We start from the raw sequence: 25,794 nt of genomic DNA, 5'->3' as shown, positions 1-25,794 counted from the left end.
TTGCTATTGAGGGACAGAAATGTTGATCCGTTATTTGTTGGCGACACTTGCCGCCGGTCTTCTGGCCGGGTTGCTGGTCACTCCCGCCATGTATTTGAAGACTGTGCCTTTGATCTTGCAGGCCGAAACCTACGAAGAGGCTGGCGGTGGCCACAGCCATGGTGAGGCGGAAGCCGCACCACACGATCATGGTGCCGCTGCCGCAGATGCGGAAGAAGAAGGGGCCGAACTGCCATTTGGGCGGTTGGGCAATACCATTCTTGCCAATCTTGTTGCAGGAGCCGGTTTTGCCCTCTTGCTGGGTGGTGTGGCCTTGCTTCTCGGTCGCCGTATCACGGTGCAGAATGGTGCTTATTGGGGTGTTGCGGGCTTCTTTGCGGTCGCGTTTCTGCCAGCGCTCGGCCTGTCGCCGGAACTGCCGGCAATGCCTGCGGCTGATCTGGCCGAACGTCAGCTATGGTGGATTGCTACCGTGGTGCTGAGCGGTTTGGGCCTCTATCTCATCGTGTTGCGGCAAGAGATTTGGGCAAAGATCCTCGGGCTGGTGTTGATTATGGCGCCGCATCTCTATGGTGCTCCGCATCCGGAAGATATTTCGTCGCCGATTCCATCACTTCTTGCCTCGCAATATGCAGTTGCTTCGCTGGCGACGAACCTGTTCATGTGGGCGGTGATCGGTCTCGCACTTGGCTGGTTCATCCAGCACTACGCATCATCCGAGATCAAGGGCTGATGAAAATGGCTTTGCCGGGAAAATCGGTTCTGGTTCTTGGCGGAGCCCGCTCGGGCAAGTCGTCCTATGCAGAGAAAATAGTTGAGTCCTCGAGGCTTCAGCCGCTTTATCTGGCAACCGGACGCGCCTTCGACAAGGAAATGGAAAGCCGTATTGCCATTCACCGCGACCGACGTGGTTCCGAATGGCGGACGGTGGAGGAGCCGCTTGATCTGGTCAGTGTACTCAGATTGCACACTGCCGAGGATCGGTTCGTTCTGGTCGATTGCCTGACCTTGTGGCTGACCAATCTGATGATGGCCGAACGAGATGTAACGACCGAGACCGCAAATCTTGTCGCCATATTGCCGGAACTTGCCGGACCTGTGGTTTTTGTTTCGAACGAAGTTGGGCTTGGGATCGTGCCAGAGAATCGCATGGCACGGGAATTTCGCGATCACGCGGGCTTTCTGCATCAGGCAGTGGCTGCGGTTGCGGATGAAGTTTATTTCATGGCGGCGGGATTGCCGCTCAAGATGAAGGGATAAATCGATGCAGGGACAGAAAATTCCCGCAACCGTCATCACGGGTTTTCTAGGATCGGGCAAAACGACGTTGATCCGCAACCTGCTGGAAAACGCCAATGGAAAACGCATTGCGTTGATCATCAATGAGTTCGGTGATCTCGGTGTTGATGGCGGTATTCTGAAAGGTTGTGGCATTGAGGCTTGCCGCGAGGAAGATGTGATTGAACTCAACAACGGCTGCATCTGCTGCACCGTTGCCGATGATTTCATCCCGACCATGACCAAGCTTCTGGATCGGGCTGATCGTCCCGATCATATCGTGATCGAAACCTCCGGTCTTGCCCTGCCACAGCCGCTGGTCGCGGCATTCAATTGGCCGGAAATCAAGACGCAGGTAACCGTCGACGGGGTGGTCACGGTTATCGATGCCGCCGCCGTTGCTGAGGGGCGTTTTGCCGATGATCACGACAAGGTTGATGCGCAGCGGGCAGCGGACGAATCTCTTGATCATGAAAGCCCCTTGGAAGAACTTTTTGAGGATCAGATTCACGCAGCCGACCTTATTGTTCTCAACAAGGCCGATCTGATCGACGCTACGAGCCTTGACGGCGTGAAGGCCGATGTTGCGGAGCGCTCCTCGCGCCGCGTCAATATGGTGCCTGCAAGCTTTGGCAAGCTCGGAGCCGATGTTCTGCTTGGTCTCGGTGTCGGTACCGAAGATGACATTGCCAATCGCAAGTCTCACCATGAAATCCATCATGCCGATGGGCACGAGCATGATCACGATGAGTTCGAGAGCTTTGTCGTCGAAGCCGGCTCCGTTTCGGACCCGAAAGCCTTTGCCGAAAAGCTGAAGACCGTTATCGCTGACCATGATGTTCTGCGTCTTAAGGGCTTTGTCGATGTGCCGGGTAAGCCGATGCGTCTGGTGGTGCAGGCTGTCGGCCCACGTATCGAGCATTATTTCGACCGCCCGTGGAACAAGGATGAAACGCGCTCGACGCGTCTTGTTGTTATCGGTCTGCATGAGATCGATGAAGACGCGATCACCAAGGCCGTGAAAGACGCAGTTGTGTAATGCATCTTCTACTCGCCCAGAAAGGAACAATCAGTGACGGCAACGAGGCCGTCGATCTCGGCCAGACGCCGGGAGAGATATTGTTCCTTTCCGCCGCTGATACCGAACTGGCCAGTGTGGCGCAGGCGCATAAGCTTGCGCCAGACCTGCCGGGTCTACGGTTGGCCAATTTCCTGAGCCTTACCCATCCCATGTCGGTGGACGCCTATGTTGAGCGCACTGCCAGATATGCCAGGCTTATCGTGGTGCGTATCATTGGCGGTGAGACATACTGGCCTTACGGGCTGGAAGCGCTGCATGCATGTGCCGCCAATCACGACATCAAGATTGTTGTGTTGCCGGGAGACGACAAGCCGGATCTTGGACTGGAGCGGTTTTCGACGGTCTCCGCTCGTGAGCGGAATGATCTCTGGCAGTATCTGATCGAAGGTGGCGCGGCGAATACCGGCGCATTCCTTCAATATTGCGCTGCACTGATTGCAGGCTCCGAAAAGCCGGAGAGTGCAGCGCCTCTGCTCAAGGCTGGCCTGTGGTGGCCGGGAGAGCATGTTTCCTCGCCGGACAGTATTCGTGCTCATTGGGGCGACGCCGCTGCACCTGTGGCTGGCATCATCTTTTATCGGGCGTTGGTGCAAAGCGGACAGACGCAGCCCGTCGATGCCTTGATCGCTTCTCTGCAGGCAAAAGGCCTCAATCCGCTTCCGATATTCGTTTCGAGCCTCAAGGATCGATTGTCCGCTGCGGTTGTCGACGGTCTGTTCGAGGATTGTCCGCCGGATATTGTGTTGAATGCCACTGGGTTTGCAATTTCTTCACCGGGCGCCGAGCGCAAGCCGACTATCCTCGACAAGCGCGGAAATATGGTGCTGCAGGTCATTTTTTCCGGGACACCGAAAACTGTCTGGGAAACCTCACAGCAGGGGTTGCTGGCGCGCGATCTTGCAATGAATGTCGCCTTGCCGGAGGTGGACGGGCGTGTGCTGTCGCGTGCGGTGTCCTTCAAGTCGGCAAAACAGTTCGACCCGGCAGTGGAAGCGAATATCGTGACCCACGAACCGCATGAAAACCGTGTGGACTTTGTGGTGAAACTCGCTGCAAACTGGGTGCGGTTGAAGCGGAAATCACCCGAGGAAAGGCGTGTCGCGCTTATCCTCGCCAATTATCCAAACCGCGATGGGCGGCTTGGAAATGGGGTGGGGCTCGATACGCCAGCCGGAACGGTCGAAGTGCTGCACGCCATGGCGATGGATGGATATCCCGTCGCGGACTTGCCAATGGATGGCGATGCATTGATGCGTGCTTTGACGGCGGGCCCGACCAATGCTGCGCGTGACGGGCGTGAAATCCGTGAGATGATTTCACTGAATCAATACAAGGCGTTCTTCAAAAGACTTCCCGTTGTGATTCAGAAGGAAATTGAAGAGCGATGGGGTGTGCCTGAAAATGACCCTTATTTTGCGTCCGAACTCTTGGCTTTTGCATTGCCATTGATGCGGTTGGGCGAAACCTTTGTCGGCATACAGCCTGCACGCGGCTACAATATCGATCCGAAAGAGACCTATCACTCGCCCGATCTGGTGCCGCCGCACGGCTATATTGCTTTCTACGCTTTTCTGCGTGAGGTCGCAGGCATTGATGCCATTGTGCATATGGGCAAACATGGAAATCTGGAATGGCTTCCGGGCAAGGCGCTGGCACTGTCCGAAAACTGCTATCCAGAAGCTGTGTTCGGTCCGACACCGCACATCTACCCATTCATCGTGAATGATCCGGGTGAAGGCACGCAGGCCAAGCGTCGCGCCAGTGCTGTCATCATCGATCATCTGACGCCACCACTGACGCGGGCCGAAAGTTATGGGCCGCTGAAAGATCTGGAAGCGCTGGTGGACGAGTATTACGAGGCTTCCGGTGTCGATCCGCGCCGCCTGTTCAGATTGAAAGGGCAGATACTCGATCTTGTGCGTGACATCGGGCTTGATCGTGATGCAGGCATTCACGACCATGACGATGAAGACATGGCGCTGCAAAAGCTTGACGCCTATCTCTGTGACCTCAAGGAAATGCAGATACGAGACGGGTTGCATATTTTCGGGCTCGCGCCGGAGGGCAGGTTGCTCACCGATCTTCTGGTTGCTCTGGCCCGTGTGCCGCGTGGTATTCCTGTATCGCTTGGCGGAGCGCCCGGAGATCAAAGTCTTCAGCGTGCAATCGCTGTGGATTCGGGACTTGGCGAGGCATTCGACCCGCTCGACTGTAATATGGCCGAGGTGTGGACAGGTGCCAAACCGGAACTCTTGCGCGTTGCGAGCCCTGCAACGTGGCGTATCTCGGGCGATACGGTGGAGCGTATAGAGCTGTTGGCAGCCAGTTTCGTTGCAGGCGAAACGGAGTGCCCCGCAGACTGGCCACAGACGCGGGCGGTTCTGCGATCCATAGAGGAGCATCTGCGCCCCGGTGTGATTGCCTGCGGACCTTCGGAGATAGATGGATTTCTTGCCGCCCTTGGCGGGCGTTTTGTGCCGCCAGGACCATCTGGTGCACCGACGCGGGGCCGACCCGATGTATTGCCGACCGGTCGCAATTTCTTCTCTACCGATAGTCGCGCCGTTCCCACTCCGGCAGCATGGGAACTTGGACGCAAATCGGCGGAACTCCTGATTACCCGTTATACGCAGGATCATGGCGAGTGGCCGACGTCGTTTGGCCTGACCGCGTGGGGCACGTCGAATATGCGCACGGGCGGCGATGACATTGCGCAGGCCTTAGCGTTGATCGGCGTCAAGCCGGTATGGGATATGGCCTCACGCCGGGTAACCGGGTACGAAATCACTCCGCTTGCAAAGCTTGGCCGTCCACGCGTCGATGTGACATTGCGCATTTCCGGCTTCTTCCGCGACGCGTTTCCGGAACAGATTGCACTATTCGATAAGGCTGCGCGGGCGGTAGGGGCTCTGGATGAGGATACCGAGGACAATCCGATTGCGGCGCGAATGGCGGCAGAGAAGACGCGCCTCGTTGCAGACGGGATAGATGAAAAGACTGCGGAGCGCCGCGCAGGCTATCGCGTATTCGGATCCAAACCCGGTGCTTATGGAGCGGGCCTGCAGGCCTTGATCGACGAGAACGGCTGGGCTGGACGCAATGATCTGGCGGAAGCGTGGCTTGTCTGGGGCGGCTACGCCTACGGAGCAGGCGAAGAAGGGCAGGCCGAGCGCGGTCTTCTTGAGGAAAGGCTTCGTTCGGTTCAGGCTGTCGTGCAAAATCAGGACAATCGCGAACATGACCTTCTCGATAGCGATGATTACTACCAGTTCGAAGGTGGGATGGCTGCCACCGTTGAAAAACTGAGTGGCGCAATGCCTGCAGTCTATCACAACGATCATTCCCGACCGGAAAAGCCGGTAATCCGGGCATTGGAGGAAGAGCTTTCGCGCGTCGTTCGCGGACGCGCAGCCAACCCGAAATGGATCGCAGGCGTCATGCGACACGGCTACAAAGGTGCGGCGGAGATCGCGGCAACAGTCGACTATCTGTTTGCGTTTGCGGCGACCACAGGCAAGGTTGGAAATCATCACTTTGAGGCGGTCTATCAGGCTTATATCGCCGACAAGATGGTTCATGACTTCATGGCCGAGAAAAACCCGGCGGCACTTGCCGAAACGGCAGCTAAACTCAACGATGCCATCGTGCGTGGTTTCTGGATACCTCGCTCTAACTCCGCGCGGTTCGAGCTGGAAACATTGAGTTCACATCTTCAAAAATTGAATCCGGAAAGGGCGGTAAATGGCTGAGAAATCGGAAAAACTTCTTTCGATGACGGAAGAGGAGCTGAATGCACGCCATGCGGACAAGATGCGCAAGAAGAAAGTCGCCCGCGACAAGATTCAGGCGACCAAGACCGAGGAAAAGGGGCTGGTAATCGTCCATACTGGTAAGGGCAAGGGTAAGTCGACTGCCGGTTTCGGGATGGTTTTCCGTGCACTGGGTCACGGAATGAAGATCGGTGTCGTACAGTTCGTCAAGGGTTCGTGGGACACAGGTGAGCGCTGGGTACTCGAAAAATTTCCTGAGCAGGTAACGATTTCGGCGCTGGGCGAAGGCTTTACCTGGGAGACACAGGATCGCACGCGAGATATCGCGATGGCACGTGGAGCGTGGGAACAAGCCAAGGCCATGATATTGGATGAGAGCTACGATATGGTGCTTTGTGACGAGCTGAATATCGTGCTTCGCTATGATTATCTGCCGGTCGAGGAAGTGATTGAAGTTCTCAAAGCCAAGCCGGAGATGAAGCATGTTATTATTACCGGTCGCAATGCCAAGGACGAGCTGATCGAAGCGGCGGACCTTGTGACCGAGATGGAGATGATCAAGCATCCATTCCGGTCGGGCGTGAAAGCCCAGAAGGGGATAGAATTCTGATCATGATGGCAAGCTGGCAGTTCTGGGCGCTGATGTCGGCAGTATTTGCCGCGTTGACCGCAATCTTCGCCAAGATCGGTATTCAAGGTATCAACTCGGATTTTGCCACACTGGTGCGCACGCTGGTCATCATTGGTGCGCTGTGCCTGTTCCTGACCGTCACTGGTCAATGGCAGAAACCGGGCGAGATTTCCGGAAAGTCGTGGCTGTTTCTGGTGCTTTCAGGTTTGGCGACCGGTGCGTCCTGGCTTGCCTATTTCCGGGCCTTGCAGATCGGTGACGCATCGCGCGTCGCGCCGGTCGACAAATTGTCGGTCGTGTTGGTGGCACTGTTCGGTGCGGTATTTCTTGGCGAGCGCATGTCGACCATCAACTGGTTCGGTATTGTGTTGATCGGCTGTGGGGTGGTGCTGGTAGCGCTTCGGGTCTAGAGCATGTCTCCCGAAAGTGGGAACCGGTTTCGGGATAAAGACATGCGTAAAAACAAATGGATAGAGCGGTTCCAGCGGCTCTTTTTTAATCGGAACCGCTCTAGATTCCCACCCACTGGCGCAGCGGATTGGTTCCGTCCATCAGGAGACGAACTGCCAGTGCCAGGCTGACAACGATCAAAAGCGGTTTGATGATGCGTGAGCCGACCTTCATGGCGAGGCTTGCGCCTATCTGTGCACCGATGAACTGGGCGACGCCCATGCAGATGCCGATCTTCCAGTTGATGACACCGACCGCGGCAAAGGTTGCGAAGCCGCCGACATTGGATGCGCAGTTGAGCAGCTTTGTGTGCGCTGTGGCTTTCAGCACACCGAAGCCTGCAAGTGCCACGAAAGCGAGCATGAAGAATGATCCGGTTCCGGGACCGAAGAGGCCGTCGTAAAAACCGATCAGCGGAACAAGCGTTACGCCGAAAAGAAACGGGCCAATGCGTCGTGCGCGGTCGACATCGCCGAGGCTCGGTTTGATGGCAAAATAGACCGCAATCGCGATGAGGAGGATCGGCAACGCTGCGCGCATGATGTCGACCGGAAGAACCGTTGCGAGTAATGCACCGAACACTGAGCCGACGAGCGATGCAAGCGCTTCGGGCCACTGTTCCTTGATATTGACGTGCCCTTTGCGCGCATAGGCGATGGTTGCTGATGATGAACCAAACAGGCCTTGCAGCTTGTTCGTGCCCAGCGCTTCAACGGGTGGAATTCCGGCCAGCAGCAAAGCGGGGATCGTGATCATTCCGCCGCCGCCGGCAATGGAATCGATGATCCCGGCAATGAATGCCGCCGCCGTCAGGAGCAGGGTAAGCGTGTCGAAGAATTCAAGCATCGGGGGAGCCCAAGAGAGAGGTTGGCGCAACATAGAGCAGGTGTTCCGCGAACGCCAGTCGAACAAGGATAATCTCTGAAGAAAGCCAGTGCGTTGAGCGAGATTGTTTTCCAATGCATCCAGCGTTATTCATTGTGCGTTGACTGATAGTTTTGAGAGGTTCCATGAGCGAGAGCATCTTTGAGCGAATTACTGCTTTTCTCAGCAAGAAGAGCGCTGTGCAGCGCGTGGCCGACGATCCGGCGCTCGCGTCTGAACTGCTTTTGCTGTTGCACGTGGTGTTTGCCGACGGTGATCAGCATCCCGCTGAAATAGCTGCCTTCAAGGAAATTGCCGAAAAGAATTTCGGCATCCCGCCGGAAGAGCTTCCAGAGGTGGCGGAATATCTCAAGGATTTTGCCTATGAGACGACAACCAAGCAGGCAGCGAACATGCTGGCCGAGATGGCACCGGAGCGCCGTCTGGCATTGCTCAGTGACCTCGTGAAGATTGCCTGTTCCGATCATCGGCTTGATCGTTCCGAGGCAACGATGATCCAGCGCATTGCCGATACGCTCGGCGTCAAGCCGGAAGAGCTGCACAAAGCACGCCAGTCGTCGCCCTGTGGGTTCTAGGAACTACAACACGGTCCTTGGTATGGGTGGCTCGTCGGATGTGACATTCGACGAGCTTTTGGCCTTAGCCGATCACGTGTTGTCACAAGGTGCGTGTTCGCGAACGGATGCCATAGCTACCTTGAGCACCAAGCGCGACGACCCAGTATGGCCCCGCCTTGCAGCACATTATGAGTGCGCGCTTCTTTTCTTCGATGCTAAGGAGCTGGAGCAGGAAACACCACGTCTTAAAAATCCATCGGAAGCGGTTTTTCGCTCTGTTGGATGTCATGGTGTTGCGGAAGCCGCTGCGCTCGCCGCTATCGGTCCGGCTGGTTTTCTTGCTGTCGAGAAAATTGCACTCGACCGAGCAACTGCCGCCTTGGCGGTTACCCGGTCCTGAGCCTGCATCATGCGGTAACCGTTTTACGCCGCTGAATAATGTAAGCCACGAGCGTCGCAACCGACAGCAGAGCTGCGGTCGCTGTGATGACGGCGACGTAAGCATTTTCAAAGGCAGTCGATGCCAGTGCTATCAGAGTTTGTGCATTTGCTGGCGGTAGGGATTGAGCCGCCAGAAGCGCTTCGTCCAGACTGTCGCGCACAATTGCTGGGATGCCTGCACCTTCGGGAATCACAAGGCTGGCCGTGTAGAATACCGACAAAATGCTTCCGAAAACCGTGACACCGAGCGCATTGCCGAGTTCAAAGGAAACTTCTTCAACGGAAGCTGCCATGCCTGCCTTTTCGACCGGTGCATTCGTCATGATTGCCGACGATGCACCCGTCATGGTCGCACCGACCCCGAAGCCGAGAATTGCAAGCCCGACCAGATAAAACGACGCCGAAGTTTTGTAGGTCAGAATATAGACAATAACGCCAAGCGCAGTGATCCCCAGTGACGACCATAAGAGCCTGCCTGTGCCGAGGCGCGGCAGCATTATACCGGCAAGCGGACCTGCAACGAAGGCGGCCAGAGGAATCGGCAAGATCGACAATCCGGCGTGCAAGGGTGTCATGCCTTCAATCAGTTGCATGCGCTGGCTGAAGACGAGTTCCATTCCCGTCATCGATCCGGAGGCTACAAGGGCCGCGAAAACGCCCATCGAAAACAGCCTGTTGTTAAACAGGGAGAAGTCGATCAGTGGTTCGTCGCTTGCGAATTGTCTGCGAACAAAAATGGTCGATGCGACCAGCCCTATTGCCAGCGCAGCGCCGAACACCATCATCGACGCATCGCGTTTTGCAAGTTCCTTCACGGCATAGGTGAGTGCAATCAGTCCGACCATGATCTGGATAGAACCGATCAAATCCCATTTGCGCTTCGATCCGAGCGGACGGTTTTCAAGTGTGAAGACGGAGAATGCCAGTGCGACCAGCACAACGGGCACATTGATAAGGAAGACCGATCCCCACCAGAAATATTCAAGCAGAACGCCGCCCGCCACAGGGCCGATAGCTGCGCCGCCTGACGCAATGGCCGCCCAGATGCCGATCGCAAGCGAACGCTCTTTGTCATCGGTGAATGTCAGCCGAATGATGGAAAGCGTCGCAGGCATCATCATGGCGGCACCGCAAGCCAGAAATGCGCGGGCGGCAATGAGAAACTCCGGCGTTGGTGAGTAGGCCGCGCAAAGGGAGGCAAGCCCGAAGATCGCTAATCCCGACATGAACATACGCTTGTGGCCGACCTTGTCGCCGAGCGTGCCGAGGCCCGGCAAGAGGCCTGCAACGACCAGCGGATAAATGTTCATGATCCAGAGCTTTTCCGAAGCGCTGGCCGCCAGATCGTGAGTAAGGCGGGGCAGTGCCGTGTAAAGCACCGTCATGTCGACGACGATCAGGAATAACGCGCTGGAAACAATAGTCAGAACCAGCCAGCGATTTTTCGGCAACATTGGGTAGTACCTTTTCAATACGCTTGTATTCAAACTTGCGGGGAGGGCTCACTTAATATAAATCCGTCTGTATGGAAAGTAAAAATTTGCACAAAACGGGCAGGCCGCGTTCTATCGACCGCGACCATGTGCTCGATATGGCGGAAAAGCTTGTCGCTGAAGGCGGGCTGGCCGCCCTGACCATGGACGCCGTCGCGCAGGCTTCAGGCGTGACCAAAGGGGGCGTTCAATATTGCTTCGGCAATAAGGATGGGCTTTTGAAAGCGATGATCGGGCGCTGGGGCGACCGTTTCGATGTGCAGGTCGACAAGAAAAAGCGTGGTCGCATGGACGCGCTGTCTCACATCGCCGCTCATATTCGGGTGACGCGCGAAAGCGATGCCGAAGACGATTCGCGCTTTGCGGCCATGATGACCAGTCTCATTCCAAATACCGAATATCTGGACGAAACCCGCCTCTGGTATCGCAAGCAATGGGATGGGCTTGATGTCTCCACTCCGGAGGGACGCAGGACCCGCCTCGCTTTCATAGCCAATGAAGGCGCATTCCTGTTGCGCAGCTTCAATTTTTTCGAACTGACGGACGAAGAGTGGCAATCGATCTTCAACGATATTGAAGAGTTGCTGCCGGAAACGGATTGACTTTCGGCGCCGTGGAAAGTCATGTCCGCGGTTCAGGAAGGGAAGATCGTGACAGTTCATTTCATTGGCGCCGGTCCCGGTGCAGCGGATCTTATCACCGTGCGCGGTCTGCGCCTGATCGAGCAATGTCCTGTCTGCATCTATGCGGGATCGCTGGTGCCGAAGGAAGTTGTTGCCGGTGCGCCGAAAGATGCGCGTCTGATCGACAGTTCATCGCTGACGCTGGATGAGATCGTCGCCGAGATGCAAGCTGCACACGCCCAAGGCCTCGACATTGCGCGGGTGCATTCAGGTGATCCGTCGATTTATGGCGCTATGGCTGAACAGATGCGCCGGCTGGACAGTCTCGGCATTCCTTATGACGTGACGCCGGGAGTGCCGGCCTTTGCCGCCGCCGCCGCTGCCATGAAGCAGGAATTGACCATTCCTGAGGTCAACCAGACAATCATCCTGACCCGAACGTCCATGAAATCATCGGCGATGCCCAAAGGCGAAGAGCTCGCCACGCTCGGGCGGTCCGGTGCGACGCTGGTCATTCATCTTTCCATCCGGAACCTCGCCAAAATCGAGGCCGAGCTGACACCTCTTTATGGTGCTGATTGCCCGGTCGTCATTGCCTATCGCATTGGATGGCCGGACGAACAGATTTTGCGTGGTACATTGTCGGATATAGCGGAGAAGGTGGTTGCATCCGAGCTGAAACGCACGGCGATGATTTTTGTCGGACGCGGGCTGGACCCTACAAGCTTTCGCGATTCAGCGCTCTATCATGAAGCGCATAGCCACGCGGCGCGTTCAAAAACCTAGCGCCGCACGGGCGAATGCGATCGCATCTTCTGGCGAGGCGACGATGTCTCGGGCCGCAACCGACGGGCGGGCGATCATCATGACGGGAAGTCCAAGCGCTCGCGCAGCTTCGATCTTTGCATAAGAAATGGCGCCGCCTGAATTACGGCTGACGATCAGCCCGATCCTGCGATCCTCCAGAAAATGCTTTTCCGCAGTGTAATCGCCGGGTCTTGCCAGAACGATCTCGCAATGTTGTGGAAGCGGCATTTCCGGCGGATCGATCATGCGTATGATGAAATGAACGTCGGCACGCTTCGCGAAAGGCGCGATGTGCTGACGACCGAGCGCCAGAAACACACGCTCACCGGATGGGATAGCATTCGCAGCTTCGGCTTCATCGGAAATATCGATCCAGGCGTCTCCGGGCTTTTCCTCCCAGGCAGGGCGCTCCAGTCTCACCAACGGTATGCCGTGTTTGCTTGCTGCCTGGACTGCATTTTGCGAGATGCGTGTAGCGTAAGGATGGGTTGCATCGACCACGAGGTCTATTGCCTCGCTATCGAGATAGGCGGCAAGACCTTCAGCGCCTCCGAAGCCGCCGCTGCGAACGGTTCCGGTCAGTTTGGCTGGATTGCTGGTGCGCCCGGCGAGCGAGCTAATGGCAGTGACGGGCAACTTCGCAAAGGCCGTTGCAAGCGCCGCAGCCTCGGCAGTTCCGCCCAGAATGAGTATCGTGTGGTCAGACGCGCGCAAGAATATTTCCACTGCGATCAGTCACGATGATCTCGACTTCGACGGGCGCGCCGCGAAGGGTTTCGAGCGCTGTTTCCTTCGCCTTGAGCGCAATTGGTGTGGCCATGTCGATGCCAATTGATTGAGTCAGTTCAAGCACTTCGAGGGCAGTGTTCGCAAAGAGAATCTGATCCTTCATGCTTGCGGGTGCGCCAGCCCTTTCGGCAACGCTCCAGAGGAAATTCTTGTCCACTTGCGAGCGTGAAGAATGGAGATCGAGCGCGCCTTGCGCCAGCTTTGTCAGCTTGGCGAAACCGCCTGCGATTGTGAGCTTTTCGATGGGGTGGTCACGCAGATATTTGAGCACACCGCCTGCGAAATCGCCCATATCGAGAATGGCAAAATCCGGCAGATCATAGAGTGCTTGCGCGGCATCCTCGGACGTCGAGCCGGTTGCGCCGAGTACATGTTTCTGCCGGGCGGCACGTGCAACGTCGATGCCGCGATGAATCGAATGAATCCATGCCGAGCAGGAAAACGGGTGAACCACACCGGTGGTGCCGAGAATGGAAATGCCGCCAACGATTCCGAGGCGTGGGTTCCATGTCTTTTTGGCAATTTCTTCGCCGTTCGGCACCGATATCGTAATCACGAGATCGGCGGGCAGACCATATTCAGCGCAAATCTGTTCGCAGATTTCCGTCATCATGCGGCGCGGAACCGGATTGATTGCCGCTTCGCCTGGAGGGATTTGCAGGCCGGGTCGCGTAACCGTGCCAACACCTTCACCAGCGCGAAAAAGGATGCCGCTTCCGGGGGGAGCTGGAAACACTGTCGAGATGATCGTGGCGCCATGGGTTACGTCGGGATCGTCGCCCGCATCTTTGACGATGCCTGCCATTGCATAGCCGTCGCCCAGCCCTTCATAGGCAAGCAGGAAATAGGGCACTTCCCCTTTGGGCAAAATTATACCGACAGGATCGGGAAATTCCCCGGTAATAAGTGCCGTCAATGCAGCCTTTGTGGCTGCGGTCGCGCAGGCGCCAGTCGTCCAGCCGCGGCGAAGCTCGGCTTTTTCCTGACTTTTATTCGTTGGAGCGGTTTCGTCATTCATGGACGCCTTATAATGTATCTGATAGCTGTGCCGCCAGATAGAATAGTGGTTGATGAAAATGAACAAGGCTGAAGAATTGGCAGCATGTGTCATTGCAAAGAGCAAAGTGACCCTGCCTGTGATGGAACCCGGCCATGTCTGGCTCGTGGGAGCCGGACCGGGGGATCCCGGTCTATTAACCCTTCATGCTGTCAACGCTCTGCAGCAGGCGGATGTTATCGTCTATGACGCGCTGGTCGATGATGCCTGCCTTTCTCTCAAGAATGCGGATGCTGTTCTGGAATATGCAGGGAAACGTGGCGGCAAGTCGTCGCCGAAACAGCGCGATATTTCCCTACGGCTTGTCGAACTTGCAAAACAGGGCAAGAAGGTATTGCGCCTGAAGGGGGGCGATCCGTTTGTCTTCGGCCGTGGAGCAGAAGAGGCGCTGACGCTTGTGGAGCACGGCGTTCCGTTTCGCATCGTTCCTGGAGTGACTGCCGGAATTGGTGGTCTTGCCTATGCAGGCATTGCTGCCACCCATCGCGATATCAATCAATCGGTGACCTTTCTGACTGGCCACGATGCCAGCGGATCAATGCCTGATGGGATCAACTGGACCGGCATCGCCACGTCTGCGCCGGTTATCGTCATGTATATGGCAATGAAGCATATAGACCTTATCGCCGGGCGACTGATCGAGGCGGGACGTTCGCCGGATGAGCCAGTTGCGTTTGTATGCAATGCCAGCCTGCCTAACCAGACCGTGCTTGAAACGACATTGGCACGGGCTGCGAAAGATGTTGAAGCGGCCGGTCTGAACCCGCCTGCAATCGTAGTTGTGGGCGATGTGGTTCGTCTGCGTGCCGGACTGGACTGGATGGGTGCTTTGTCTGGAAAAGTTCTGACTAGCGATCCGCTTGCCAGACAAAAGCAAAATGAGGGAGCGCAAAGCGCATGAAGGGTTTCATGATAGCAGCGCCAGCTTCTGGGTCTGGCAAAACGACGGTAACGTTGGGTCTGTTGCGTGCCTTGAAACGGCGGGGAGAAGTGCTTGCGCCGGTTAAGGTCGGTCCAGATTATATCGACCCTGCTTATCACAAGGCTGCAAGCGGTGCGGATTGCTTCAATCTTGACCCTTGGGCGATGCGCCCCGAACTCATCAGCGCGCTTTCCTCCCGTATGACCGAAAGCGGCGCCAAACTATTGGTTGCCGAGGGAATGATGGGCCTTTTTGACGGAGCGATGGACGGGAAGGGTTCTTCTGCTGATCTGGCCCGGCTTCTCGATCTGCCGGTGGTGCTGGTGGTGGATTGCGCCCGGCAGTCACATTCCATTGCCGCACTGGTCTGGGGTTTCAGCCAGTTTCGCAAGGATGTGCTGATCGCGGGAATTATCCTCAATCGCGTTGGCAGCCCACGGCATGAGGCGATGTTGCGCGGCGCATTGGAACCGCTCGGTATTCCGGTTCTCGGCGCCTTGCCTCGGGATGCGGCTCTTTCGCTGCCCGAAAGGCATCTGGGGCTGGTGCAGGCTCGCGAGCATTCCGATCTTGAAAGCTTTCTTGAGCACGCCGCCGATGTCATGGAAGCGCATATCGACCTGGGTGCGCTTCAAAGCATCTGGTCGCGACCGAAGCGGTACGATGCGATGGCCAATGTTCCGCGGCTAAAGCCGCTTGGCAATCATATTGCTGTTGCTCGCGACGATGCATTCGCCTTTTCCTATGCGCATTTGTTTGAAGGCTGGCGCAGGCGAGGGGTAGAGATTTCGTTCTTCTCACCACTTGCAGATGAGTCTCCACGAAAGGACGCTGACGCAATCTATCTGCCAGGCGGTTACCCGGAGCTTCATGCCGGACGTTTGTCGCAGGCTGTGCATTTTCAGAGCGGTATCCGTGAGGTAGCCACGCGCGGCGCGACGATCTATGGCGAATGCGGCGGCTATATGGTTCTTGGAGAAAGCTTGCAGGATGCGGAAGGTGTCGCTCACTTGATGCTGGGTCTTCTGCCGCTTGAGACGAGTTTTGCGAAAAGAAAGCTGCATCTTGGCTACCGTGTGCTGGAACCACTTGAAGGTTCGCCCTGGGCGGAACCTTTGAAGGCGCATGAGTTTCACTATGCAAGCATCGTGCGCGAAGGAAAGGCTGATCGTCTTTTCCGTGTGCGTGATGCTGTCGGTGACGATCTGGGCGAGGCGGGCCTGAGAGTTGGCTCCGTTTCCGGCTCGTTCATGCATGTCATCGATTTTTGCGGAGAGAAAGTTTGATTGCAGAAATCGAGCATGGCGGTGCGCTCGACAAAGCCATCGCGCGTTTTGGCGGCAGGCCGCAAGATTGGCTCGACCTTTCGACGGGCATCAATCCCGAACATTTTCCCCTTCCCGAATTGAAACCGGAAATCTGGAACCGTTTGCCGGATGAGGGGCTGTTTCAAGAGACTCTACGGCTGGCGCGCCGCTATTATCGGCTAAACGAGAAAACACCAATCGTCGCAGCTCCAGGCACGCAGGCTCTGATCCAGCTCGTTCCAACGCTGGTTGCGCCGTCAACAGTTGCGGTCATCGGACCAACCTATCAGGAGCACGCTGCGTCATTTGCAGCTTCTGGCTGGAAGGTCGTGCAATGCGCGACGCTTGATGAAATTCCTGACGACGCGACGGCGGCAGTCATCGTTAACCCGAACAATCCCGACGGCCGTGTGATTTCGAAAGACGCTCTCCTGCATCTTTCGCAAAAGCTCGGTGCTCGCGGCGGATTTCTGGTTGTTGACGAGGCATTCGCCGATGCGCATGAGGCCGTCAGCGTCGCGGTAAATGTGGAAGATGCACCGATGATCGTGCTGAAATCCTTCGGCAAGTTCTTCGGGTTGGCTGGCGTGCGTCTGGGCTTTGCAATTGCGGGTGGCCGTTTCGTTGAGGCCCTGGAGCGGCGGCTTGGCCCATGGGCGGTTTCCGGGCCAGCGCTTGCAATCGCCAGCCACGCCTTCGGTGATACCGAAGCTCTTGCCAAATACCGCGCGCGTATCGATCTACGGCGACTGGAACTGTCGGCTGTTCTTGAAAAATCCGGACTGAAGGAAATTGGCGGCACGGCGCTGTTTTCACTTGTCGAGCAGGCTAAAGCTCGCGAGCTTCATCTCAAACTGTGTGAGAAACACATTCTGGTCCGCAAATTCGATTACGCCCCGCGCTGGTTGCGTATTGGTCTGCCTTTGGATGATTTGGCGCTTGCACGGTTCGAAGAGGCGTTGAAAAATTGATTCAGTTTTCCTGGTCAAGCTCATGGAAATAAAGCTCATTATTCTTTCTCTGGCGCTGCTTCTCGATCGCTTTGTCGGGGATCCGCCATGGCTGTGGCAAAGGATGCCGCATCCTGTTGTCCTGTTTGGGAAAGCAATTTCATGGGGTGAAAAGCGCTGGAACAATCGCAATTTCTCTGCTGCGAATCTTCGTCGAAACGGCATGTGGCTGACGATGGGGCTTGTGGCGGCTTGCGCGGCTGTGGGGCTTGTCATCGAAAGCTTGTTGCCTTTTGCCGGAACCGCAGGCGCGATTGCTGAAATCCTGATCGTCACGGTATTGCTTGCCCAAAAGAGCCTTGCCGATCATGTGCAGGCGGTCGCGCTGGCGCTGCGTGAGGAGGGGATCGAGGGTGGCCGCCGGGCTGTGTCGATGATCGTCGGGCGTAATCCGGAACATCTTGATGAAGGCGGCGTCAGCCGTGCGGCGATTGAAAGTCTCGCCGAGAACGCTTCGGATGGCATTATCGCGCCCGCTTTCTGGTTTCTGGTCGGCGGATTGCCGGGTTTGTTCGCCTATAAGCTGATCAATACGGCTGACTCGATGATCGGTCATCTGAATGACCGCTATCGTCATTTCGGCCGCTTTGCGGCAAAGCTGGACGATGTGGCCAATTATATCCCCGCCCGGCTGACAGGGGCGCTTGCTTCTCTTGCCACCGCAATCTCGAAAGACAGGGTTTCGGGAAGGGAGGCTTTCTCCGTCATGTGGCGCGATGCACGCCTGCATCGCTCACCCAATGCAGGATGGCCGGAATCGGCCTTTGCGGGTGGGTTGGGGCTGGCGCTGGCTGGCCCGCGCCAATATGGGGAGGAAAAAGTCGAGGGGCCTATGCTGAATGCGTCCGGCAAACGCGATGCCGACGCCGATGATATCGATGCTGCGCTTCATCTTTTCTGGTCGACAATGAGCCTGATGACCGGACTGGTGATCGCTGCAAGCTTGATCGGCTTACTTGTCGGCTAGCACGAACCGTTTGCCGTCAAAACGCTGCAGTCGATTGGGGTTATCCGTTCGGATGCCGTTGCCATCGAACTTGATCGTGCCAAGAACGGTTTCAAAGGAGCCGTTGCGAAGCGTGTCGATAACTGGCTGCTTCTGCTCGTCGGTGGATCCGATCACATCCGCTGCGATTTCGATGCTGGCATAGCCGATGACTGCATAGGCATCTGCAAGTTTCCCGGCCTGACGCAATGCATCGACTGCGGGCTTCGCCGTCGACAGATCCTGTGGCCGGAGCGGTGCGATCATCAACGTACCCTGACTTAAGGGCTGAGCGCCGGAGGTGGCCTCCAGAAGGCTGCCACCTGCAATCGTCAGTGGATAGTTGAGCGCGGCGGCGCTTGTGCCTATAGCGGCAATATCGTCACGCTCACCGCCGACGTAAACGTGGGTAGCGCCTGCGCGCCGCAAACGGGCGACCAGCGCGTTCTGATTATCAAGCCCTGGCCGATAGGTGTCGGTGAATACCGGCTGTAGCTGTTGTTCCTTGAGACTGGCCAGAACGCGCGCTGCGCGTTCGCGCCCTTCAATCGTGCCGTCATCAATAATTGCGAAAGCTTGCGCGCGCCAGAGGCTACCCAGAAAGCTTCCCGTCGCTTGCGTTTCCTTATCGAGCCCGGTTGCAAGACGAAATACCGCCATTGGCGCGGATGCGCGCCGTTCGGTCAGTGTGGGCTCACTGACCCCTGATGCTACAATGGGAATGTTTCCCGCAGCGAGAATGGGAAGTGCTGCCTCCAGCGCTTCCGGGCATAGAAAGCCGGTTGCGACTCGAACATTTTCCTTCACGAACCGTTCTGCAGCTTCTTTGCCGCCTTCGGCATCGCAGCGATCATCGGAAATGATGAGTTCCGCACCCTTCGCCGCCGCTGCGACGCGGGCACCTTCAGCCAACTGATTGCCTAATGGAGCGAAGGTTCCGGACAGAGGTGCCGCAAGTCCAACGCGCGTATCCGCTGCCTGGGCCAGTACTGAACTGGCCAGCAGTGTAAGGATGATGCTTGTCAGCGCTGCAGCCGAACGTTTCCCTAGCTCGATCACGTGATCCGTCTTCATTAAACAATTCGTGGCATTTTCAACGAAAAGTGGGTAGCTGTTTCCTCGCCTTTGTGCAATGCCCGTTTAGTGGGCCCGGTATATGGGCCGTTGTTGCGGGCTTGTCAGCAAGGTAGCTGGCTTCAGGTAACACGCCTTTGGGCAAGACGGATTCTGTTTGACGTGCAAACGATTAAGAACATCATTTCAAGTGCAGCTTCGGTGGAATCCAAGTCCTACCGCGATGCTATGAGCCATTATGCCGGTGCAGTGCAGATTGTCACGACTGCAGGTAGTGCGGGAAGACGCGGTCTTACGCTCACTGCAGCCTGTTCCGTGTCGGACAATCCGCCGACGATCCTGATCTGCCTGCAGAAAATTCACGAAGAAAACCGGCTGTTCATCGAAAACGGTGTTTTCGCCGTCAACACGCTCGCAGGTTCGCATCAGCAGCTTGCCGATGCATTTTCCGGCCGTATTGGTCTGACCCAGGATGAACGGTTCGAACTGGCGCGCTGGGACGTGCAGGTGACCGGGGCACCCGTTTTGCAAGGTGCGCTTGCCGCTTTCGACTGCCGGGTGGTCAGCGTGCAGGATCATTCGACGCATCACGTTCTTTTCGGGGAAGTTGTGGGTCTGCGGTCCAGAGCCGAAGATGAAGCGCTGGTCTATCTGAATCGGCGCTACCATACGCTGGAGCTGTAATTCGATGAGCCGGATAATGTCGAAACATGGAACAGGCGGCTTGCTGGGGGCGTTGTTTCTGTTTTCGACAGTAACTGCTTCCGGAGCGGCGTCGCTGCCGTCCTATAAGGACGATTACTTCGCCTATCCCGGCATTATCAGCAGTGCTGACAACGGCGATTACAAGGTCATCGACTATAACGAAATGCGCGATATCAATGGGCGCGATGCGGTGCCTGAGAAACGCGTGAAAGATGCCTATGTTTCGTTGAAAGCGCGTGCTTATCAGAAGGATGTCACCTTTCAGACTGCGGCCGGGCCAGTGAAAGCCGTGACGGCGGGCAAACGCGAAGGCGCATCCTTTATCGTCATCTACCTGCATGGCAGGGGCGGTAATCGCCTGCAGGGCATGAATGATTTTACCTTTGGCGGCAATTTCAACCGTGTGAAAAATCTCGCGGCACTCAATGGCGGCCTCTATATTACACCGGATTTCAAGGATTTCGCCGATACAGGTGAGGCGCAGATTGCCGGGCTGATTGAAGCTGCAAAGGCATCGTCGCCAAACGCTCCCTTGATCCTGTCCTGCGGCTCGCAAGGCGGAACGCTGTGCTGGCGCATAGCGGCCAATGAGAAGGCGGGTAACCAGCTTGCCGGACTCATTCTGCTCGGCTCGCTTTGGGATGACGGTTTCTTCAAGTCACCCGCATTCAAAAAGCGCGTACCGGTCTTTTTCGGTCATGGTAGTCGCGACCCTGTTTTTGCCGTCGACAAGCAGGAAGCCTTCTATCGCGAGATACGCAAGCGGACGCCTGGCTACCCGGTTCAGTTCAGGCGTTTCGAGAGCGGCAATCACGGTACTCCCATCCGCATGTCCGACTGGCGTGAAATGTTGAACTGGATTCTCGCGAAACAGTGACGTCAGACTGTGGATGCGAATCGAAATTCTGGCAATGTGACCTTCCTGCCACTCGACAATCGAGCAAAACCGAATAGTTATCGAACTTAAAATTTTACCTACTCAGCAGACCCTATGAGGTAGATCATGTACGGACGCGCCCGCACCGGAGCCCGTTTTCTAGCTATTGCCATGTTGGCCCCGCTTGCCGCTGCCTGCACGACGACTGTACCGACGACAACGGCGACGCCGGGTAAAACCGACGCCCCGATCAGCGCGCCGACGATTTCGATGCCACGCTTTACGCCGACCGCTTATGTCGATCCGGCGCTCGCGCAGCCGTGCATCACCGCCGCTGCCAACAAGTATTTCCTGCCGGAACATGCTATTTCCGCCGTTAACTCCCGTCCGGGCGCAGCAGGCGGCACTGATGTCGATCTCAAGGTCGATCTGCGTACGGCTGTCTGCCAGGTGAGCGCCAAGGGCGGTGTGCGTGCGGTTATCGACACTTCGCCGAAGAGCGCCGATCAGGTTGCTGCCGAAGCCGCGGCTGCCAAGGCCGATGCAGCCGCTGCTACCCAGCCGAAGAAGGCCAAGGCAAAGAAGAACTGATTCAACAAACAGAGCTAACACGCGAAAAAGGCAGGGTTTTCCCTGCCTTTTTGTTTGTCATTTATCCGGCTTTTCGCCGTACCAGCGTGGCGTATAAACCCATTCCCTGCCGTTAGGCTTTGTAAAACGTTGTGTGTGGGACGAACCGACGATCACAACGGTTCGCATGTCGACATCATCCGGTGTCAGCGTACCGAGCATGGTTGTCCGTGTTGTCTCCGCCGGTCTGCCTATGTCACGCCCAAGGACGACTGGTGTTTCGGGTGACCGATACTGGCGTAGGATTTCAAGGGCGCGACCAAGCTGATGCGGACGCGCCTTGGAGATGGGATTGTAGAATGCCATGGCGAGATCGGCTTCTGCGGCAAGCGCGAGGCGCTTCTCGATGATTTCCCATGGTTTCAGATTGTCCGATAGTGAAATGGTGCAGAAGTCGTGCCCCAGCGGCGCCCCGATACGCGATGCGGCGGCCATCGCGGCTGAAATGCCGGGCTGGATGACGAGCTCCACGCCTTGCCATGCCGCATTATCTGTTTCGTGAAGCGCCTCGACAACGGCAGCAGCCATGGCAAAGACACCGGGGTCGCCCGAAGAAACCATGGCGACATGTCGTCCGGAAGCCGCAAGTTTGAATGCATGACGCGCGCGCTGCATTTCTTCGCGATTATCGGTCATGTGAACGGTTTGGTCGGCTCGGAAAGGGCGAAGGTTCTCTTCAGCCATCCGCACATAGGTCTCATAGCCGAGAATGTCTTCGGCCTGTTCCAGTTCAAGCTGAACGGCGGGTGTCATCAATTCGCGTGATCCGGGTCCAAGGCCGATAACGACCAGTTTCCCGCGTTTTCGACCGACAAACAGCACATCTTCCGGTGTGGCGGCTACGGCGATGGCGAGCCCGTTGCTCTCTGTCAGCTCGACGGGCTGTTCCACTGAACGAAGAACCAGCGCACGAGCATCGGCCGCATTCTCCACGTAACGTAGTGGAACGTGGAGCTTTGTCGCTGCTGTCTGAAGCAGCGAAGAGGTGCAGTCCTTCTCGTGGGCGAGAAGCAATGCGAGAGATGGCCGGGCTATCCCCGCTTTGGCAAGCGCATCTTCAATATCGTTCTGAACGCTATCGCTGATCGCATCGACAGCAATTGCGACAGCCTGCGGATAATAAGTCAGCTCGTTCGACCGAGATGGACGGATGTGCGGGCTTATAGTGATGGTCAGCGCGCCATCGTCGGCAAAAGGTAATTTTGATTCCGTAAGCCAACGCGATTTTCCATTGAGCCGTAGCTTCTGCCCCGCGAGCAGGTTCGACATGAAGTTTTTCGCGTCGTCGGGATTGGCAAGGGTCAGTTCGGCAGGCGGGTGCAGAAGGTTGATCCCGAACCGCAGTTCGCCGGACGTGGTTATGGCTGGTACGACCTCAAGTGCTGCTGCAATCTGCCGGGCCAGATCATTGACACCGGAGAGACCGCCCAGAAGCGGCACGACTGCGCTTCCGTCTTCGGCTATGGCCAGAACCGGCGGTTCGACGCGCTTGTTCTGCAAAAGTGGTGCGAGTGCCCGGATGACGATACCGGCTGCGCAAAGCGCAATGACGGGGCGGCCTTCTTCATACAGCGACCTGACCGCATTGCCGAAATGCACGAAAGTGTTGTCCAGCGATGCAACCCGGTTCTGTAGCCCGAATATCTCAGCGCGTTCCAGTGTGGTTGCGATCCGTTGCGCGGTCGGAACGGCTGCTTCTCCAAGAACCAGAATCGCAGGGATCAAGCGCTGTTCCATTTTTGCCCCGGCACCAGAATGATCGAAAAATAAGGGCAATCGCCGCCATCGACTTCGGCAAGCGGCACAATGCGCTGATTGGACATGGTGGCGCGCTCGACATAGAGCGCTCGGTCCATCAGGCCAAGATCACCGAGAACGGTGCGAACCTTTTCGAGGTTCTTGCCAAGCTTCATAATTGCCGCCGCTCCGGTATCCGTGAGCCGTCGCTTTAGTTCTTCGGCGCTCATGACGCCGGAAAGAACCGACAATGTCTGATTGCGATAGACGAGCGGTGCCCCCAGCACAGCCGAAGCGCCGAGGACAGAGCAGACGCCGGGCACGACTTCCGTTTCATACCGGTCAGCAAGTCGGTCATGAATATACATGAACGAACCGTAGAAAAATGGGTCGCCTTCCGCGATTACAGCTACATCCTGACCGCGATCGAGGTGGCTCGCGATTGTGCTCGTTATCTCGCCATAAAAATCACTGACGATCTGCTCGTAATCCAAATGCGCCGGGAGCTTTTCGGTCGTTACCGGATAGATGAGCGGCACCAGAACCTGTTCTGGCGAAAGATATTCCTCGACTATGGTGAGGGCATTTCCCTTCTTTCCCTTGGCGGCGTGGTAGGCCACGACCGGTGCACTTTTGAGAAGGCGAAGGGCTTTCAGCGTTATCAGCTCAGGATCGCCGGGACCGACGCCCAGCCCCAATAGTCTGCCTTTTGCTGCCATTATTCGCGCTCCGACGCGAGCGCGTTGACCGCTGCTGCCGTCATGGCACTGCCACCACGTCGACCGCGTACGATCACATAGGGGACACCACGGCTGTTGGCGGCAAGCTCCTCTTTGGATTCCGCAGCACCGACAAAGCCGACCGGCATACCGATAATGAGTGCGGGTTTTGGCGCGCCAGCGTCCAGCAATTCGAACAGGCGGAAGAGGGCCGTCGGTGCATTGCCGATTGCAACAATACTGTTGCCAAGATGCGGGAGCCAGAGGTCGAGTGCTGCGGCCGAGCGTGTATTGCCGATTTTTGTTGCGAGCTCAGGAACCGATGGGTCGCCAAGCGTGCAGATAACTTCATTATTGGCAGGCAGACGAGAGCGGGTAATGCCTTCGGCTACCATGCGTGCATCGCAGAGAATGGGAGCGCCCGCATGCAAGGCATCGCGCCCGGCTTGGCCCGCACCTCCCGAGAAAGCGAGGTCGTTGACCACATCCACCATGCCGCAGGCGTGAATGACACGGACCGCAAGCTTTTCCAGATCGGCAGGTATGCGGCTTAGATCGGCCTCGGCACGGATGATGGCGAAAGACCGGTCGTAGATCGCCTGTCCGTCGCGAATATAGTCTGTCATGGTGGCCACTCTAATCAGTGTCGGGCGTTCAGAAGGCGCGCCGCTTCATCAATGGTGATATCTGTCGCCAATAGCCGTCCGAAGCGCGATGGTCCAGCCCCGTCTTTTGGAAACGTGTCTTGAGCATATAGATCGTAACGACCCGCCGCGCGCGCCAGAAGCGTGTGGGGCAGAGGTGCGAGCGCCGCGCATGATTTGGTGCATCCTGTGATGTGGATGGATGTCGTTCCATATGTCAAATGGGAAGCAAGTTCCTTGCCATCCGTCTGGGTGTCTGCGAGCGCGGAAGCGCAGCCGTTCGAACCGGAACAGGTACGAAGTCGCGCATATGGGGCTTCGGCTGTGGTTTCGAGGTCAAGCGAACGAAGTTTTTCGGTAGTTTCGGTTGTCTGTGCCTCGCTCATATGGGGCAGGATAGCGCCCTGCCATGGTGTCAGGCGCAGTTCACACTTTCCGCTCTCGGAGAGATCTGCCAGACCCGCGAGCTGCTGCGGCGTCAATCGTCCCATGAGCGGCATGGCGCCGACATAAAATGAACCGTCAGATTGCTGGTTGCTGCCGAGATGTGAAAATGGAGTCGGTGCTTTGCGCTTCCAATCGGTGGCTGGGTGAAACGGGAATGACAACTCCCGGTTCAGGTCCGCCAGAAACTCCGATTGCGAAATGATTTCGAACAGATGCTTCATCCGCGCAAAGCCACCATGGCCTAAAAAGCGATGCAGCAATGCTTCGATAAAGGGCAGGGCGTATTGGGCTTCGATAGCCCCGAGCGCTGGCTTGTCTGGAGACGAAGCAAGGCCAAAAGCAAAGGTTTTGCCGTCTATCGCCGAAAGCCAGATGTCGCCCGGATGAGAAATCATCGCGCAGTCTTCGCCACCGTCTATCTGTAAAGAAAACTTCGGCGACAGGGCATAGAAAACCTCATTCGCCTGCAGCATGTCGAGCAGGGATGCGGCCAATTCCGTGATGTCGCATATCTGGCCGCGATCAATGGCTGCCGTGGGACTAACCATCACATTGCGTATATCGTCTGCACCGGGACTATCAGCGCCGAGGTCAGCTTCGTGCAGCGCTGCGACGACATTTTCCCAATGCTTGGGCGCAATACCGCGCAACTGGATATTGGAGCGAATCGACAACTCTATCGCGCCTGCTTCGAAACGTTGGGCAATTGTGGCAATCGAACGTGCCTGATCGGCTGACAGGCGACCGAGCCTCAGTTTGATGCGGGCAATAGCCCCATCCTTAGCCATGACCATACGCGAAAGTCCGGGACAGGCGTTACGCCTGTCGGGTCTTACTGCTTCGGTCTGGCTGTCTTTCCGGCTCAACATATTGGC

Annotated in this window: 26 protein-coding genes; 17 read left to right on the top strand and 9 right to left on the bottom strand. The window is 56.8% G+C overall.

Features of this window, described 5'->3' with window-relative positions; genetic code table 11:
* Positions 1 to 19: 19 nt before the first annotated feature.
* Genes CQZ93_RS08330 through CQZ93_RS08305 form a run of 6 tightly spaced genes read left to right on the top strand, consistent with a single transcriptional unit; the run spans position 20 to position 7,170 of the window.
* Positions 20 to 733: a CbtA family protein gene (locus CQZ93_RS08330; protein WP_105542150.1), complete on the top strand. Its 714-nt coding sequence runs from the start codon at positions 20 to 22 to the stop codon at positions 731 to 733.
* A 5-nt stretch (positions 734 to 738) separates the two neighbouring features.
* Positions 739 to 1,260: a bifunctional adenosylcobinamide kinase/adenosylcobinamide-phosphate guanylyltransferase gene (gene cobU, locus CQZ93_RS08325; protein ID WP_105543232.1), complete on the top strand. Its 522-nt coding sequence runs from the start codon at positions 739 to 741 to the stop codon at positions 1,258 to 1,260.
* Positions 1,261 to 1,264: 4 nt separating this feature from the next.
* Positions 1,265 to 2,317: a cobalamin biosynthesis protein CobW gene (cobW, locus tag CQZ93_RS08320; RefSeq protein ID WP_105542149.1), complete on the top strand. Its 1,053-nt coding sequence runs from the start codon at positions 1,265 to 1,267 to the stop codon at positions 2,315 to 2,317.
* A complete protein-coding gene (cobN, locus tag CQZ93_RS08315; protein WP_105542148.1) occupies positions 2,317 to 6,108 on the top strand; it encodes a cobaltochelatase subunit CobN in 3,792 nt (1,263 codons plus the stop codon). Before cobW ends, cobN begins: the two co-directional genes overlap by 1 nt.
* Positions 6,101 to 6,739, top strand: coding sequence for a cob(I)yrinic acid a,c-diamide adenosyltransferase (gene cobO / locus CQZ93_RS08310; protein ID WP_105542147.1), 639 nt, complete (start codon positions 6,101 to 6,103; stop codon positions 6,737 to 6,739). Before cobN ends, cobO begins: the two co-directional genes overlap by 8 nt.
* Positions 6,740 to 6,741: 2 nt before the next feature.
* Positions 6,742 to 7,170 (top strand): EamA family transporter, encoded by a 429-nt coding sequence (locus CQZ93_RS08305; RefSeq protein WP_105542146.1) that lies wholly within the window; start codon positions 6,742 to 6,744, stop codon positions 7,168 to 7,170.
* A 100-nt stretch (positions 7,171 to 7,270) separates the two neighbouring features.
* Here CQZ93_RS08305 and CQZ93_RS08300 read toward each other — a convergent pair whose 3' ends face one another.
* Positions 7,271 to 8,056: a TSUP family transporter gene (locus CQZ93_RS08300; RefSeq protein ID WP_105543231.1), complete on the bottom strand. Its 786-nt coding sequence runs from the start codon at positions 8,054 to 8,056 to the stop codon at positions 7,271 to 7,273.
* A 164-nt stretch (positions 8,057 to 8,220) separates the two neighbouring features.
* Between CQZ93_RS08300 and CQZ93_RS08295 the strand changes: the two genes are divergently transcribed.
* Positions 8,221 to 8,670, top strand: coding sequence for a tellurite resistance TerB family protein (locus CQZ93_RS08295; RefSeq protein ID WP_105542145.1), 450 nt, complete (start codon positions 8,221 to 8,223; stop codon positions 8,668 to 8,670).
* 22 nt (positions 8,671 to 8,692) lie between these two features.
* Entirely contained in the window at positions 8,693 to 9,052 is a 360-nt protein-coding gene (locus CQZ93_RS08290; protein ID WP_105542144.1) for a cobalamin biosynthesis protein, read from the top strand.
* 7 nt (positions 9,053 to 9,059) lie between these two features.
* Here the strand turns inward: CQZ93_RS08290 and CQZ93_RS08285 are convergent, their stop codons facing one another.
* A complete protein-coding gene (locus tag CQZ93_RS08285; protein ID WP_105542143.1) occupies positions 9,060 to 10,547 on the bottom strand; it encodes an MFS transporter in 1,488 nt (495 codons plus the stop codon).
* 86 nt (positions 10,548 to 10,633) lie between these two features.
* On the opposite strand from CQZ93_RS08285, the gene CQZ93_RS08280 reads away from it, so the two are divergent.
* A complete protein-coding gene (locus tag CQZ93_RS08280) occupies positions 10,634 to 11,188 on the top strand; it encodes a TetR/AcrR family transcriptional regulator (RefSeq protein WP_286152779.1) in 555 nt (184 codons plus the stop codon).
* A 48-nt stretch (positions 11,189 to 11,236) separates the two neighbouring features.
* Positions 11,237 to 11,995, top strand: a complete 759-nt coding sequence (gene cobM, locus CQZ93_RS08275) for a precorrin-4 C(11)-methyltransferase (protein ID WP_105543229.1) — start codon at positions 11,237 to 11,239, stop codon at positions 11,993 to 11,995.
* On the opposite strand, the gene CQZ93_RS08270 is transcribed toward cobM, so the two are convergent.
* Positions 11,984 to 12,730: a cobalt-precorrin-6A reductase gene (locus CQZ93_RS08270; protein WP_105542141.1), complete on the bottom strand. Its 747-nt coding sequence runs from the start codon at positions 12,728 to 12,730 to the stop codon at positions 11,984 to 11,986. The two genes, cobM and CQZ93_RS08270, sit on opposite strands and share 12 nt — an antisense overlap.
* The gene (locus CQZ93_RS08265) at positions 12,717 to 13,823 is read right to left on the bottom strand and encodes a cobalt-precorrin-5B (C(1))-methyltransferase (RefSeq protein WP_105542140.1); all 1,107 of its coding nucleotides are present in this window, start codon (positions 13,821 to 13,823) and stop codon (positions 12,717 to 12,719) included. Before CQZ93_RS08265 ends, CQZ93_RS08270 begins: the two co-directional genes overlap by 14 nt.
* 58 nt (positions 13,824 to 13,881) lie before the next feature.
* Here CQZ93_RS08265 and cobA point away from each other — a divergent pair, with 58 nt between their 5' ends.
* Genes cobA through cbiB form a run of 4 tightly spaced genes read left to right on the top strand, consistent with a single transcriptional unit; the run spans position 13,882 to position 18,068 of the window.
* Positions 13,882 to 14,763, top strand: a complete 882-nt coding sequence (cobA, locus tag CQZ93_RS08260) for a uroporphyrinogen-III C-methyltransferase (protein ID WP_105543230.1) — start codon at positions 13,882 to 13,884, stop codon at positions 14,761 to 14,763.
* Positions 14,760 to 16,070, top strand: coding sequence for a cobyrinic acid a,c-diamide synthase CobB (locus tag CQZ93_RS08255; protein ID WP_105542139.1), 1,311 nt, complete (start codon positions 14,760 to 14,762; stop codon positions 16,068 to 16,070). Before cobA ends, CQZ93_RS08255 begins: the two co-directional genes overlap by 4 nt.
* Positions 16,067 to 17,062: a threonine-phosphate decarboxylase CobD gene (gene cobD / locus CQZ93_RS08250; RefSeq protein WP_105542138.1), complete on the top strand. Its 996-nt coding sequence runs from the start codon at positions 16,067 to 16,069 to the stop codon at positions 17,060 to 17,062. The genes CQZ93_RS08255 and cobD overlap by 4 nt, the downstream gene beginning before the upstream one ends.
* 22 nt (positions 17,063 to 17,084) lie before the next feature.
* Positions 17,085 to 18,068, top strand: coding sequence for an adenosylcobinamide-phosphate synthase CbiB (gene cbiB / locus CQZ93_RS08245; RefSeq protein ID WP_105542137.1), 984 nt, complete (start codon positions 17,085 to 17,087; stop codon positions 18,066 to 18,068).
* Here the strand turns inward: cbiB and CQZ93_RS08240 are convergent.
* Entirely contained in the window at positions 18,054 to 19,145 is a 1,092-nt protein-coding gene (locus CQZ93_RS08240; RefSeq protein WP_422616093.1) for a branched-chain amino acid ABC transporter substrate-binding protein, read from the bottom strand. The two genes, cbiB and CQZ93_RS08240, sit on opposite strands and share 15 nt — an antisense overlap.
* A 177-nt stretch (positions 19,146 to 19,322) precedes the next feature.
* Between CQZ93_RS08240 and CQZ93_RS08235 the strand changes: the two genes are divergently transcribed.
* The 3 genes from CQZ93_RS08235 (at position 19,323) to CQZ93_RS08225 (ending at position 21,333) form a co-directional block, all read left to right on the top strand.
* A complete protein-coding gene (locus tag CQZ93_RS08235) occupies positions 19,323 to 19,844 on the top strand; it encodes a flavin reductase (RefSeq protein WP_105542135.1) in 522 nt (173 codons plus the stop codon).
* A 16-nt stretch (positions 19,845 to 19,860) separates the two neighbouring features.
* Positions 19,861 to 20,742, top strand: a complete 882-nt coding sequence (locus CQZ93_RS08230; RefSeq protein WP_105542134.1) for an alpha/beta hydrolase — start codon at positions 19,861 to 19,863, stop codon at positions 20,740 to 20,742.
* Between the two features lie 126 nt (positions 20,743 to 20,868).
* Positions 20,869 to 21,333 carry a hypothetical protein gene (locus CQZ93_RS08225; RefSeq protein ID WP_105542133.1) on the top strand — a complete coding sequence of 155 codons (465 nt, stop codon included), beginning with the start codon at positions 20,869 to 20,871 and terminating at the stop codon, positions 21,331 to 21,333.
* Positions 21,334 to 21,390: 57 nt separating this feature from the next.
* Here the strand turns inward: CQZ93_RS08225 and cobJ are convergent, their stop codons facing one another.
* Genes cobJ through cobG form a run of 4 tightly spaced genes read right to left on the bottom strand, consistent with a single transcriptional unit; the run spans position 21,391 to position 25,788 of the window.
* Positions 21,391 to 23,109 carry a precorrin-3B C(17)-methyltransferase gene (gene cobJ / locus CQZ93_RS08220; RefSeq protein WP_105542132.1) on the bottom strand — a complete coding sequence of 573 codons (1,719 nt, stop codon included), beginning with the start codon at positions 23,107 to 23,109 and terminating at the stop codon, positions 21,391 to 21,393.
* Positions 23,094 to 23,828, bottom strand: a complete 735-nt coding sequence (locus tag CQZ93_RS08215) for a precorrin-2 C(20)-methyltransferase (protein WP_105542131.1) — start codon at positions 23,826 to 23,828, stop codon at positions 23,094 to 23,096. Before CQZ93_RS08215 ends, cobJ begins: the two co-directional genes overlap by 16 nt.
* Positions 23,828 to 24,454 (bottom strand): precorrin-8X methylmutase, encoded by a 627-nt coding sequence (locus CQZ93_RS08210; protein WP_105542130.1) that lies wholly within the window; start codon positions 24,452 to 24,454, stop codon positions 23,828 to 23,830. Before CQZ93_RS08210 ends, CQZ93_RS08215 begins: the two co-directional genes overlap by 1 nt.
* Positions 24,455 to 24,468: 14 nt before the next feature.
* Positions 24,469 to 25,788 (bottom strand): precorrin-3B synthase, encoded by a 1,320-nt coding sequence (cobG, locus tag CQZ93_RS08205; RefSeq protein WP_105542129.1) that lies wholly within the window; start codon positions 25,786 to 25,788, stop codon positions 24,469 to 24,471.
* Positions 25,789 to 25,794 lie beyond the last annotated feature (6 nt).

It is taken from the genome of Ochrobactrum vermis, assembly GCF_002975205.1.
In the GTDB taxonomy this organism is placed as follows: Bacteria; Pseudomonadota; Alphaproteobacteria; order Rhizobiales; family Rhizobiaceae; genus Brucella; species Brucella vermis.
Note: the sequence above shows the minus strand (reverse complement) of the source record. Positions and strands in the feature narration are given on the sequence as shown.

What these genes read in the sequence shown, in the direction of transcription:
- CQZ93_RS08330 (WP_105542150.1), top strand. Translation starts at nt 20, where the DNA reads ATGTTGATCCGTTATTTGTTGGCGACACTTGCCGCCGGTCTTCTGGCC.
- cobU (WP_105543232.1), top strand. Translation starts at nt 739, where the DNA reads ATGGCTTTGCCGGGAAAATCGGTTCTGGTTCTTGGCGGAGCCCGCTCG.
- cobW (WP_105542149.1), top strand. Translation starts at nt 1,265, where the DNA reads ATGCAGGGACAGAAAATTCCCGCAACCGTCATCACGGGTTTTCTAGGA.
- cobN (WP_105542148.1), top strand. Translation starts at nt 2,317, where the DNA reads ATGCATCTTCTACTCGCCCAGAAAGGAACAATCAGTGACGGCAACGAG.
- cobO (WP_105542147.1), top strand. Translation starts at nt 6,101, where the DNA reads ATGGCTGAGAAATCGGAAAAACTTCTTTCGATGACGGAAGAGGAGCTG.
- CQZ93_RS08305 (WP_105542146.1), top strand. Translation starts at nt 6,742, where the DNA reads ATGATGGCAAGCTGGCAGTTCTGGGCGCTGATGTCGGCAGTATTTGCC.
- CQZ93_RS08300 (WP_105543231.1), bottom strand. Translation starts at nt 8,056, where the DNA reads ATGCTTGAATTCTTCGACACGCTTACCCTGCTCCTGACGGCGGCGGCA.
- CQZ93_RS08295 (WP_105542145.1), top strand. Translation starts at nt 8,221, where the DNA reads ATGAGCGAGAGCATCTTTGAGCGAATTACTGCTTTTCTCAGCAAGAAG.
- CQZ93_RS08290 (WP_105542144.1), top strand. Translation starts at nt 8,693, where the DNA reads ATGGGTGGCTCGTCGGATGTGACATTCGACGAGCTTTTGGCCTTAGCC.
- CQZ93_RS08285 (WP_105542143.1), bottom strand. Translation starts at nt 10,547, where the DNA reads ATGTTGCCGAAAAATCGCTGGCTGGTTCTGACTATTGTTTCCAGCGCG.
- CQZ93_RS08265 (WP_105542140.1), bottom strand. Translation starts at nt 13,823, where the DNA reads ATGAATGACGAAACCGCTCCAACGAATAAAAGTCAGGAAAAAGCCGAG.
- cobA (WP_105543230.1), top strand. Translation starts at nt 13,882, where the DNA reads ATGAACAAGGCTGAAGAATTGGCAGCATGTGTCATTGCAAAGAGCAAA.
- CQZ93_RS08255 (WP_105542139.1), top strand. Translation starts at nt 14,760, where the DNA reads ATGAAGGGTTTCATGATAGCAGCGCCAGCTTCTGGGTCTGGCAAAACG.
- cbiB (WP_105542137.1), top strand. Translation starts at nt 17,085, where the DNA reads ATGGAAATAAAGCTCATTATTCTTTCTCTGGCGCTGCTTCTCGATCGC.
- CQZ93_RS08230 (WP_105542134.1), top strand. Translation starts at nt 19,861, where the DNA reads ATGTCGAAACATGGAACAGGCGGCTTGCTGGGGGCGTTGTTTCTGTTT.
- CQZ93_RS08225 (WP_105542133.1), top strand. Translation starts at nt 20,869, where the DNA reads ATGTACGGACGCGCCCGCACCGGAGCCCGTTTTCTAGCTATTGCCATG.
- cobJ (WP_105542132.1), bottom strand. Translation starts at nt 23,109, where the DNA reads ATGGAACAGCGCTTGATCCCTGCGATTCTGGTTCTTGGAGAAGCAGCC.
- CQZ93_RS08215 (WP_105542131.1), bottom strand. Translation starts at nt 23,828, where the DNA reads ATGGCAGCAAAAGGCAGACTATTGGGGCTGGGCGTCGGTCCCGGCGAT.
- CQZ93_RS08210 (WP_105542130.1), bottom strand. Translation starts at nt 24,454, where the DNA reads ATGACAGACTATATTCGCGACGGACAGGCGATCTACGACCGGTCTTTC.
- cobG (WP_105542129.1), bottom strand. Translation starts at nt 25,788, where the DNA reads ATGTTGAGCCGGAAAGACAGCCAGACCGAAGCAGTAAGACCCGACAGG.